Consider the following 11,262-nt stretch of genomic DNA (forward strand, 5'->3'; position numbering starts at 1 on the left):
GTTGTTATCAGGAGGAAACATGCAACAGCAAGCCACCATCTTCGTGGTCGTCGATCCCAATGATGAGCGCCATTTCGCACTCGACCGCGCCCTCACCATCGCCAGACTGCGCGCCCCGCAGCCGCGCCTGCTGGTATTCGTCGCCGTGGACGGCGAGGCAGTGGATACCCGTGCGGTGAACACCCACCTGTTTCGGGACGAGTCCTGGTTTCGGGAGCAGATCCGTCAGCCGGTGGCTGAAGCCGGGCTCGAATGCGAGATTCAGGTGTGCTGGTCCAGCGACTGGCAGGGCGCCATTATTCAGGAGTCACGGCGCTGCAATGCGGAAATGATCTACTTACCGGTGCATGCCAAATCCAGCCGGCGCTTCACCTTCGCCGAATCCAAGTGGCAGGTACTGAAGCAGGCCCGCTGTCCGGTGGTACTGATCCGTCCCGGCGCCAGGGCACAGCGTAAAGTGGTGCTGGCAACCGTGAACTACCAGGCCAAGACCGACAAGCAGCGCCAGCTCAACCGCCAGATTACCGAGCGGGCACGCTACATTGCCGCCTGCTACGGTGCCGAGCTGCACCTGGTAAACGCCTACCTGGATTCACTGCTCTACCCGGATCGCGGTGCCCTGGCAAAGCTGGCTCGCAAGACCGGTGTGCCCACCGAACGGATTCATGTGAAGCGGGGTTATACCAACGAGGTTGTGTCAAAAGTCGCTCGGGAAATCGATGCGGACCTGGTGGTGATGGGTACGCTGAATCAGTATGGCGAGACCGGCTCGCTACTGCGGGGCAATACCGCTGAGAGGGTCATCGGGGGGCTAGAGGTTGATGTGATGGTGTGTAATGAATTCACCAGCACAGCGGGCGCTCTCATTGAAAAAAGCGAACCCAAACTTGCTGCAGCCAGTTAACAGCACTGCAGCAAGGTAGACTCAGGCCAGGAGCGCGGATCAACCGCGCTCTTTTTCAGGCGCCAGCAGAACAATCTCGAACGGGGAATTGAGCTGTACGCTGCCACCGTCAACAGTAACAGCCTGACCAGAGTAATGGTCTTTCAGGCGGACACCATCGGCAAAGACTCCATTTACCGCAACGCTCTTCGGACCTTTTGGTGCATCTAGAGCGATCAACACGGCACTCTCACCTTTCAGGTTGCGGGTAAAGGTGTAGGGAGTTTTCGCGATCATACGATGCTCACCTGCGCCCACCGCCGGATGCATTTGCCGGAACTGTCCGAGCTTCTGCCAGTGCTCCAGCAGGTCGCGCGTTCCCTCCTTTTCGAGGTCGCCCCAATTCATCGGGCTGCGGAGCTGGGCATCTCCCTCTGCTTGATCAGCATTCAGCGGCCGCGCCAGCTCATCGCCGTAATAGATCTGCACCGCACCCGGCGCCAGCATCAGCTTGGTTGCCGCTTCGTGGGCCCGCTTGCGCTCACGGTCAAACGAATTCATATCGTCGTGGGACGTCAGGTAATTGAGCACACCCACGCCATCCAGCGGCCCATCATTCAGGTTTTCTGAATACGTGGAGAACAGGCTCTCCCAATCATCACCGGCACGCTGGGAGAAATCGAAATTGATCATGCTGTCGAAGCCGAAGTCGAAAAAGTCGACCTGCCGATCTCCAAAGTCGTAATTACGTCCACGTGTCACACCAAAATCATTGGCGCCAAATCCGTAGACCTCACCCACCATAAAGAACTCACGATCATCGAGTTTTTCCTGTGGGTTTTTCGCCTTCCACTCTGTCAGCGCCAGGCTCGCTTCTTTCTTCAGCACAGCCCAGACTTCCGGCTCCACATGCTTGGTGGTGTCCACGCGGAACCCGTCCACACCGTATTCACGCACCCAGTCAGTGGCCCACTTCACCAGGTAGTACTTGGGCGCACGCGGGTAGCCGGTGCGCTCAAAAAACGCATCGAGCTCTGCCAGTTCTTGCTCGAGCCGGCCTTCGCGCTGCCACTTTTCCCGTAGTTGCTGCGGCAGCTCCACCGGCTCCTCGCTCTCGGTCAGGATGTCCGGCAGGTTGTCGACCAGGGTACAGCTCACGGTGCCGGCAAAACCGGTCCAGTCACAGACGGGATCGGGACGCACCCAGGATTGCGGCGCCAGTGGATCCTGTTCGGTGACCGGGCCAGTGTGGTTGATCACCACATCCAGCAGCACACGGATGCCACGGCTACGGGCCTTCTCGATCAGCTCGGCCAGCTCGGCCTCGGTGCCAAAGTTGCGGTCGACCGTGGTCCAGTCCTTTGGCCAATAACCGTGGAAGGCATAGGTACGGCCGGTTCCTTCATCGGTGGCACCGTGGATCTGCTCATACACCGGTGACATCCAGAGGGCGTCGACCCCCAGGTCATTGAAATACCCCGCCTCAATTTTCTCGATCACTCCCCGCAGGTCGCCACCCATAAAGCCGCGCAGGGGCGCAGCGTCGCCTTTGCGGCCGTATGACAGATCATTGTCAGGATTGCCGTTGGCAAAACGGTCCGGCAGCATGAAGTAGACGGTCGCATTGCGCCAGAACGCTGAAGTTTCGGCCTTGCTCTCCGCCGATACGGCGGGCAGGCTTTGCGAGGCTGCCAGCAGCAGGCCGGCGCAGAGGCTAGTCAGTTTTCTCATTATGGGTGTTCTGCTCTCTCATTCATTGCGGTGACGGGCGCGGCGGCAGTCCTCCGCCCAGAAAATGACCAGCCTACTGTAACCGTACGCCAACAGACTGCATCCCCCCGGAATGGGGCGTAGGAGCCACCCTGCCGATTGCCGCTAACATGCCCTATCTGCCATCCGGGACCCGCGCCATGACCAGACCAATCCGACTGATGCCCCGCTCAGCGATACTGCTGGGCCTCGCCCTGCTCCTGGGGGCCGCAAGTGCCGCAATGGCCAGCTCCACCGCAAGCCACCGGGTTCAGATATTGCCGGACATCTGGATGGATCAGTTGCAGCGCCAGCGGACGATCCGCGTTTATCTGCCCGATGGCTATGGCAAATCCGACCGGCGCTATCCCGTTCTCTATATGCACGATGGCCAGAACCTCTTCGATGATGCGACCGCCTATGCCGGCGAGTGGGGCGTCGACGAAACCCTCTCTGAGCTGCAGTCAGCGCGCGGCCTCGCCCTGATCGTGGTGGGTATCGACAACGGCGGCGATGCGCGCATTAACGAGCTCAAGCCGTTCGACCATCCCAAGTACGGGCCCGGCGAGGGCGAAGCTTACCTGGATTTCCTGGTCCGGGAACTCAAGCCCCGTATCGACCGCGAATACCGGACCCTGGCCGGTCGCGACCACACGGCCATTATGGGCAGCTCTCTCGGCGGCCTGATGTCCCATGTCGCGATCACACGCTACCCGGAGACCTTCAGCCGCGCGGGCATCTTCTCACCGGCCTACTGGATCGCGCCCGCGTTTTTCCAGGAGGCCCGCCAATTCCTGCCCGCAGATAGTCGGCTCTACCTGCTTGCAGGTGGTCGGGAGGGAGAAGAAATGGTGTCGGATTACCGCCGCATGACGGCACTGCTCAAGGACAGCCAGGAGGCCGCCGTGCTTCATCGGCTGGCTCCACAGGGCGAACATAATGAACGTTTCTGGCGGTCGGAACTGAAAGCGGCTATCGAGTGGCTGTTCCCGCCAGAAACCCCTGACGCTTAATTCTTCCTGGCGATTCCCCGGCCCCGGCCAAGCCGCTCCGAGCCACCTTGTAAAAGTATTTGCGGTGTACGCATCATAGCGGGAACATTGTTCTCTCAAGCAGTCTAAAGTTGGGGCACCGTGGCACACGAGTGCACCTAGCTATCGTTATTAGATCGACACCGCAACTGACCAGATACAGCCGAGGAGACGGGGAATGTCAGATTATCAGTCGAGCAGGGGATGGATTCTGGGGCTGATTATTGTCGCCGCCATTGCCGCTGGCGCCTATTTTCTTTTGCGGGGCTCGCCCGAACCAACACCGCCCCCCGCCCCGATCACCGAACCGGAGCCCGAGCCTACGCCAGAAGTAGATCTGGAACCCGAACCTGAACCGGAACCTGTGCCGGTGGAACCCGCCCCGGAGCCAGAGCCGCAGCGGGAACTCCCGTCGTTGAACGAGAGCGACGAAACTGCCCGTGGCGATCTCCTCAGCCTTGCGCCCGATGGAGCACTGGGCCGCTGGATCGTATCCGATGAGGTAGTGCGCAAGTGGGTGGCTGCCGTGAATGCCGCCTCCACCGGCGAGATGATGGCAAAGAACCGCCCCTACAATAATCCTCCCGGCGAGTTAGCCGTAGCCGAGGAGGGCCCGACGGGCATGGTGCTGTCAGAGGAAAACTACCAGCGCTACGATGTGCCGGTGCGACTATTCGCGATGGCGGATACGGGCAAGGCCGTTGAACTCTATCGATTCTGGTACCCGAGACTGTCGGAGGCTTTCGGCGAGCTGGGTATGCGCGATAAAAACTTCCACCAGGTATTCCTGAAGGCCATCGATGTCGCCCTGGCCGCACCGGAGGCCGACCAGCCCATCCAGCTGGTGCGCCCATCGGTCTACTTCAAGTTTGCCGACCCGCAAATGGAGAAGCTGCCCGGGGTACACAAGCTGATGATCCGCATCGGGCCGGAGAATGCGGCGCGGGTGAAAGAAAAACTACGGGAGCTGAAGGCGGAACTGGAAAGCATGCCAATGCAAAACCCGTGAAGAGATAAAGCTCTTGTTGTTGATGTGGGCTCTGGAGGAAGCGATACCGTCAGAGCCCACTCAGCTTCCCTTTCAACCTCTGATTGACCAGCTCAGCCACTCTCCGACCCCACTCCCGATAGACACCAGGCCCCGGGTGGAAACCGTCACTCGCCATCAGCGCCTGGTCCTGTGAGAATCGCAGGCTGAGAAACTCTGTGTTCGCCTCGGCGCTGGTATCGTCCCTAAGAATCCGGTCAAAGCGCGTCGCCCGGCGCCCCAGATACCAGCGCAGCGGTTGAGGCAGGGCAGGAAAACTGTGCACCGGTGGCAGGCCGGAACAAATCAGCAGGCGGGCGTCGAGACGCTCCCTCAGCAGTTCCCGCAACTGCTGTTGCTGTGCGATCCACTGCCCGGGACCCACGCCACTGGTAACATCGTTCACACCGAGCGAAGTGATGACAACATCGAAACCACTTCCCCGCATCTCTTTTACCGCCTCAATCGTCTCAGCGGTCGTGGCGCCCGTGCGCGCGACTAGAGACCAATCCAGACAAAACTGCCGGGAGAGAGCCCCGACCACTTGGCCGAGCAGTGCCTCAGACTGGCTTGCGGCACCGACTCCCGCGGCGGCCGAATCGCCCAGAACCAGGACTCTCAAGCCAGGCCCCGTTCCAGACTGCCCCTGGCGGGCTCCATCCGGCTCTGGAAGGCGCGGAGTACGCCGGCGCACCCACTTGCCCTGTACGAGAAGCAGAGGGCCGAGCATCAGCGTAAGCAGCGTATCCGTTGTCATTGAGTGTTACCCCGTGGCTTTAGCCTGCCTGATCACACCAGCGAGAGCCTACTCTCGTTAGCTCTGCTGCGAGACTACTCCAGCGGGCACGGCTTTGGGCAAACCGAAACTGACAGGAGGCTTTCCCAATGTATCCAGGGATCGACTACTTGATGGGAAACCCCGGCCGTTTAGCTGCGGTTGCTACTCAAATGAAGAATACCGGTGTTGCACATACCTCAACTCAAGCCCGCCAAGAACTGCTCGTGACCTGGAAGAGACTTCACCGTTCCATCGACTAGAGTTCGGAGGCTGTTCATCAGGTCGCTGAGTTGTTCTTCAGAGAGGTTGTCAGCAATCGTATGGTGGTCCTCCGGGAAGACGCCCTGCCCGATCATAACCTGCTGCCAGGCCACCTCAGTAAACAGGTCATCGTAATCGCGGAAAACTTTGCCTGTGCGACGGAAAAGCTCGATCTTATTCTCCAGCGTTTCCGGAATGCTCATCGATTCACATTCACGCCAGAACGCACTATCACGCCGCTCGTTGAGCTTGTAGTGCAGGATGATAAAATCTCGAATGCGCTCAATCTCCACCTGTGACTGACGATTGAATTCAGCCACTTCCTCTGCCTTGATGCCTTGGTGCGGAAATGACTTGATCAGACGCGTCGCGGCAGACTGAATCAGATGGATACTTGTGGACTCCAACGGCTCAAGAAAACCACTGGAAAGGCCAATACTGACAACGTTCCTGTCCCACTGCCTGGTCCGGCGTCCGGTGCGGAATGGGATAACCCGCGGCTCGGCCAGAGCTTCACCATCCAGGTTCCCCATGAGTACTTCCCGTGCTTCATCATCACTCCAGTGCTTGCTGGAGTAGACCATGCCATTACCGGTGCGGTGCTGTAGTGGGATACGCCATTGCCAGCCCGCGGCGTGGGCAATCGAACGGGTATAGGGCACGATCGGCTTGCTACCGGCACTGGGCACAGCCATGGCCCGATCGCAGGGCAGCCAATGTGACCATCCTTCAAAATCCACACCCAGCGTTTTTTCAATCAACAGCGCTGCCAATCCGGTACAGTCAACAAACAGATCTCCTGCGATGCTCTGTCCATCCTCCAAAATCAGCGTTTCTACAAAGCCGTCCTGCGGTCGCACCTGAACACTTTTTACCGTTCCCTCAATCCGCTTTATGCCTTTGCTTTCACTGTAACTGCGCAAGTACTGAGCATAGAGTCCAGCGTCGAAATGGTAGGCATAGGAGATACCGGGCAGATTGGTGCCCTTGATCTGCGCCAGATGGGCAAATTTGTTATTGATCGCTGCCTGGTAATTGAGCGAGTAATCCCAGAGGCTCGAATCCTGACCGCTGGCGCGACTTCTGCGCCAGAAATGGTGAAAATCACAGAAGGGGAAATTCTTGCCGATACTGCCAAAGGCGTGCATGTAGCTCTCGCCCTGGCGCAGCCAGTTCTCAAACTGGATACCCAGCTTGATGGTTCCTTTGGTGGCTTTGAGGAATTCCCGTTCGTTGAGGCCGAGTGCCTGGTTGAAGTTAATGATCGGCGGAATCGTGGCCTCGCCAACGCCAACCGTACCGATTTTGTCGGACTCGACTAACGTAATGTTAATGCTCTTACCGAGGACCTTCGCCATTAGCGATGCTGTCATCCAGCCGGCAGTGCCCCCACCAAGAATGACGAGATTTTTTATATTCTGGTCGCTCACAATTCCCACCTGAAAGACAAACTTCGAGTCAATGACCCAAGGCTAGCGAATTCCGGGCAGGAGCGGTACCAAGACCCGGAAATTAAACTTTATTAATAAAAACAAAAAAGCCCCTGTAATACTTCTATTACAAGGGCTTTGGCTGGCTTAACGCCTAACTACCGGAATTACAGCTCGTAGCTGAAGCCCAGCAGGTAGATGCTGCCATAGCTCTGGTAGTCGCGAACCTGCAGAGCGTTGTCACCACTCAGGGTAGTGAAAGGCTCGTCGGTCAGGTTCTGACCCTGCAGGTACACAGACAGACCTTCCAGGCCGCTGATGCCGGCATCGGCAAAGTCGTAGCCCAGCTGCACATCGACGATGGTCTCACCAACCACGTCAACCTGCTGGGTGTCGAAACCTACACCGTAAACCTCGCCCTTGAAGTCATCACGCTTGCGCATGCTCGCACGGGCAGAGAAGCCATAGTTTTCGTAGTAGGCGGTCAGGGTCTGGATGCTCTCGGACAGACCCGGCAGCTGGTAGTCGTTGCCATTCTGGTCCTGAATATCAGTTTCCAGGCCGGTGTGGCTGGCCAGCAGACCGAAGCCGTCGAGGCTCTCGGAGAACATGTTGAACGGCAGTACTACAGACAGCTCGTAGCCCTGCAGAGTGCCGCCACCAGCATTGATCTTGCCGTAGCCGGTCGCAGTGGTGTTCTCTGGAACGATACCGGTTTCCGGATCAGCTACACCAGCCAGGTCGACAATGTAGTTGTCGTCGAAGTGCCAGTTGCTGAGGTCTTTCCAGAACAATGCAGCAGAGAAGTAACCCTCTTCGCTGAAGTAGTTCTCATAGGACAGGTCAAGACCAATGGCTTCCTTCGGCTCCAGCTCGGGGTTACCACCGCTGATGCTCCAGAAGTTGCCGTTCTCGTCCGGGCGGGGGTTATCGCCACCACCGAAGTAGTCGACCAGAATAGAGGCGTTCATCTCATCCATACGAGCACGAGAAATGGTCTTGGCGGCACCGAAACGAACAGTCTGTTGCTCGTCGATGGACAGGGCCAGGTTCAGGCTCGGCAGGAAGTGGCCGTAGTCGTGGGTAATATCTGTCGGAGAAGTTACCACCAGACCGTCAATGATTTGGCCCGCAGCACCCTGGGACTGCTGCTCGGTGTGCACGTAGCGCATGCCGGCATTACCGGTCAGAGCATAGCCGGCAACGTCAGTTTCGAAGCTAGCCTGAGCGAAAGCTGCGGTGACCGCCTCGCTCACGGACCAGGACTTGGTCAGGTGGCTGGTGTTGGTCAGGGATTCCGCCAGCAGGCTGTAGTAGCCATCTTTCAGCATGGCAGCCGCGTCATAGGCGATCATGTCACCCATGCCGATGAAGTCCAGAGAGGCAGTGCCGAGACGATACTGCTCGGGTACTTCCAGCATGCCCGGGAAGTTGCTCAGGGTCATGAAGTAACCCTCAGACTTCTTGGTCTTCTCACGGTCGCGGTAGGAAATACCGTAGGAGATCTCGTTGACGATACCGACTTCTACCATCTGGGTAGCCGCCAGCTTCAGGGAGGTCAGCTCATCGTCGATTTCCGGGGCGTTCAGGAAGCCGTCCTGTCCGGTGTTTTCCAGCGGAGTGCCGGTAATGCCGAGGCTATCGTTCAGAGCAGCGCTCCAGCCCCAGGTCAGCGGGCCACCGAGCTGGATCAGGCTGTAATCGCTGTAGTCCAGGCTGGGATCGAACTTGGCACCGGTGTTGCCGCCATCGAAGGTGTAGCTGATGTCGTCGGCAATACCTTCGCTGTCACCACGGCCAGTGCCGGCGTAGCTCTCGAAGCTCCAGATATCGCGCTCTACTGCAGAGTGGCTCACGTCGAACTCGAGCTGCAGAGTGTCGGAGAAGTCGTACTTGGTGTTGAAACCGAAGTTGTTCAGTTCTGCAGCACGGGTCTCGAGGTCGTTACGAACGACGACGCGCTGGCCTTCGGTGGTGGCACCGGTGATGAAACCAGTAGACGGATCTACAGTGGCGCTATCCGGGCTGATGGAGCCCTGGCCCCAGGCAAACGGAATCTCGATACCACGCAGGATCTTCTCGTCGGAGAAGTCTACGTACAGGGCATCGAAAGTCATGTTCAGTTTGTCGTTCGGCTGCGCTTCAACCACCAGCATTACGCTGTCACGATCCAGTACAGAGGAGCGAACGAACGGCTTGGCACCGCCAAGGATGGAGTAGTTATTGCCATCTGGGCCGGTGAACTCGGGGTAACCCCAGGAGTTCCAGCGCTCTTCCTGGTTCGGGGAGCTCATGGTGTTGAAGGCGAAAGCCACACCGATGGTGTCATCAGCGAACTGGTCGATGTAGGAAACGGTGGCGCGGTGGCCCTGGTCCTCACCATCGGGATTCAGCTTGTCGAAGCTGGTCATCTCGTACTGGGAGTTCACCTTGATGACACGCTCGCCACGCTCGAGCGGCTTGACGGTCTGCATGTCGATCACACCGGCAATGCCTTCAGCTTCGATGCTGGCAGTCGGCGTCTTGTAAACAGTCACACCGCTCATGATCTCGGACGGGTACAGGTCGAATTCCACACCGCGGTTGTCGCTGATGGAAACCTGCTCACGACCATTGAAGGTGGTGGCGCTTTCGTTTTCACCGAAACCACGGATGGAAACGCGGCTGGCGCGGCCGTCCAGGCGCTGAGCAGCCAGGCCAGGCAGGCGGGCGATGGATTCAGCAATGGAGGAATCGGGCAGTTTGCCGATATCTTCGGCAGAGATGGCCTCAACAACGGCCTTGGCATCGCGCTTGGTGTCGATGGAGTCCATCACACTCTTGCGGAAGCCGGTTACGGTTACTTCTTCCAGCGACTTCGCTCCTTCCTGTGCTTCCTGTGCGAAAACACCAACAGAGGTAACGGACGCTGCGATCGCTGCGGACAGCAGGGCTGGCCGGAAGCGCTTGTTGGATAGACTCATCATCTTCTCCCTGGACTTATCGTTATGGTGAGACCCTGCATCCTAGGCCCGCCCGATGTCCATATCATCCTCCCCCGTGGGGGAGGAGGTGGGAGGAGTCGCGGCGCCCCAAAAGGAAGCGCCTAACACCAATCTAAGTCTTTGATTTGTTAAAGGTTTCTGTTTTTAAGCTCAGTTTTCTAGTGCCGCCGCCGCGCCGATCAATGCCTGGTAACCGGCATTCAGCGCGTAAAGGGGCACCGTTTTTATCCATTGCTCCACCCGCCCTTTGGCGAGGAAGCGCTGTTCGAATTCACTTTCCGGCAGCAGCTCTGCGATCCGCGGCAGGATTCCGCCGCCAATAAACACACCGCCGCGAGCGCCCAGGTACAGGGCGGTATCACCGGCAACGCTGCCGAGGAAATTGAGGAAATCCAGCAGGGTTTCCCGGCACAGCGCATCGGCACCGCTCAAACCGCGCGCGCTCACATCCTGCGGCTGCAGGTCTTCTGCCGTGCGGCCGTGTAATTCACACACCGCGCGGTACAGGTGCACCAGCCCGCTGCCGGACAGCACCCACTCGTTAAATACCGGGCTCTGGGTGCGCATCATGATCTGCAGTAACTGCAACTCGCGCTCACTGACCACGCCCAGGTTGGCGTGACCACCCTCACCCGCCAGCACCTGCGGCTTATCGCCGCCAAGCGCCAGTCCGGCCACACCGAGGCCGGTACCCGGTCCGAGAACTGCCATGGTGGCGCCTTTCAGACGCGGCACGTCGCGCAGCACCTGGTATTCGTCACTGCCGAGCAGCGGTAACGACTGGGCCAGCGCAGCAAAATCATTGATCAGCAGGGCCTGCTCCAGGCCGAGATTACTCTTCAGGTCTTCAGCGCAAATCTGCCAACCGAGGTTGGTCATGATCACCCGCCCACCGGCGGCATTACGCTCTACCGGCCCCGCGGCTGCGATACAGGCGCGTTGCGGGTGTGGCTGATCCAGCCCATCGAGCCAGTGCTGCAGGGCACCGGCAAAGCCATCGAAGCGCTGGCAGTCCACCACTTTCAGCGCTTCCAGCGCGTAGCCGCCCTCTTTGGGTACGGCAATGGCAAAGCGGGCGTTGGTGCCGCCGATGTCCGCTACGATGCTTGTCATGGGTTC

At 58.7% G+C, this 11,262-nt stretch carries 8 protein-coding genes; 3 read left to right on the forward strand and 5 right to left on the reverse strand.

The genetic code is table 11. From position 1 onward, the window contains the following. Positions 1 to 19 precede the first annotated feature (19 nt). Complete coding sequence (locus AUP74_RS02050; protein ID WP_069946100.1) at positions 20 to 904, forward strand: universal stress protein; 885 nt, start codon at positions 20 to 22, stop codon at positions 902 to 904. Between the two features lie 39 nt (positions 905 to 943). Here AUP74_RS02050 and AUP74_RS02055 read toward each other — a convergent pair whose 3' ends face one another. Beyond that, positions 944 to 2,614 (reverse strand): alpha-amylase family glycosyl hydrolase, encoded by a 1,671-nt coding sequence (locus tag AUP74_RS02055; RefSeq protein WP_069946101.1) that lies wholly within the window; start codon positions 2,612 to 2,614, stop codon positions 944 to 946. Between the two features lie 179 nt (positions 2,615 to 2,793). Between AUP74_RS02055 and AUP74_RS02060 the strand changes: the two genes are divergently transcribed. Next, positions 2,794 to 3,645 (forward strand): alpha/beta hydrolase, encoded by an 852-nt coding sequence (locus AUP74_RS02060; RefSeq protein WP_069948647.1) that lies wholly within the window; start codon positions 2,794 to 2,796, stop codon positions 3,643 to 3,645. Positions 3,646 to 3,841: 196 nt separating this feature from the next. Continuing rightward, positions 3,842 to 4,672, forward strand: coding sequence for a DUF3014 domain-containing protein (locus tag AUP74_RS02065; RefSeq protein WP_069946102.1), 831 nt, complete (start codon positions 3,842 to 3,844; stop codon positions 4,670 to 4,672). Positions 4,673 to 4,721: 49 nt separating this feature from the next. Here AUP74_RS02065 and AUP74_RS02070 read toward each other — a convergent pair whose 3' ends face one another. From AUP74_RS02070 to glk, 4 genes are all read right to left on the reverse strand, one after another. Beyond that, complete coding sequence (locus tag AUP74_RS02070) at positions 4,722 to 5,447, reverse strand: SGNH/GDSL hydrolase family protein (RefSeq protein WP_069946103.1); 726 nt, start codon at positions 5,445 to 5,447, stop codon at positions 4,722 to 4,724. Positions 5,448 to 5,665: 218 nt separating this feature from the next. Beyond that, complete coding sequence (locus AUP74_RS02075; protein ID WP_083260766.1) at positions 5,666 to 7,159, reverse strand: tryptophan halogenase family protein; 1,494 nt, start codon at positions 7,157 to 7,159, stop codon at positions 5,666 to 5,668. A 167-nt stretch (positions 7,160 to 7,326) separates the two neighbouring features. After that, a complete protein-coding gene (locus AUP74_RS02080; protein WP_226999864.1) occupies positions 7,327 to 10,125 on the reverse strand; it encodes a TonB-dependent receptor in 2,799 nt (932 codons plus the stop codon). Between the two features lie 168 nt (positions 10,126 to 10,293). Next, positions 10,294 to 11,256, reverse strand: coding sequence for a glucokinase (gene glk, locus AUP74_RS02085; RefSeq protein WP_069946105.1), 963 nt, complete (start codon positions 11,254 to 11,256; stop codon positions 10,294 to 10,296). Positions 11,257 to 11,262 lie beyond the last annotated feature (6 nt).

This window comes from Microbulbifer aggregans (assembly GCF_001750105.1).
In the GTDB taxonomy this organism is placed as follows: domain Bacteria; phylum Pseudomonadota; class Gammaproteobacteria; order Pseudomonadales; family Cellvibrionaceae; genus Microbulbifer; species Microbulbifer aggregans.

What these genes read in the sequence shown, in the direction of transcription:
- AUP74_RS02050 (WP_069946100.1), top strand. Translation starts at nt 20, where the DNA reads ATGCAACAGCAAGCCACCATCTTCGTGGTCGTCGATCCCAATGATGAG.
- AUP74_RS02055 (WP_069946101.1), bottom strand. Translation starts at nt 2,614, where the DNA reads ATGAGAAAACTGACTAGCCTCTGCGCCGGCCTGCTGCTGGCAGCCTCG.
- AUP74_RS02060 (WP_069948647.1), top strand. Translation starts at nt 2,794, where the DNA reads ATGACCAGACCAATCCGACTGATGCCCCGCTCAGCGATACTGCTGGGC.
- AUP74_RS02065 (WP_069946102.1), top strand. Translation starts at nt 3,842, where the DNA reads ATGTCAGATTATCAGTCGAGCAGGGGATGGATTCTGGGGCTGATTATT.
- AUP74_RS02070 (WP_069946103.1), bottom strand. Translation starts at nt 5,447, where the DNA reads ATGACAACGGATACGCTGCTTACGCTGATGCTCGGCCCTCTGCTTCTC.
- AUP74_RS02080 (WP_226999864.1), bottom strand. Translation starts at nt 10,125, where the DNA reads ATGATGAGTCTATCCAACAAGCGCTTCCGGCCAGCCCTGCTGTCCGCA.
- glk (WP_069946105.1), bottom strand. Translation starts at nt 11,256, where the DNA reads ATGACAAGCATCGTAGCGGACATCGGCGGCACCAACGCCCGCTTTGCC.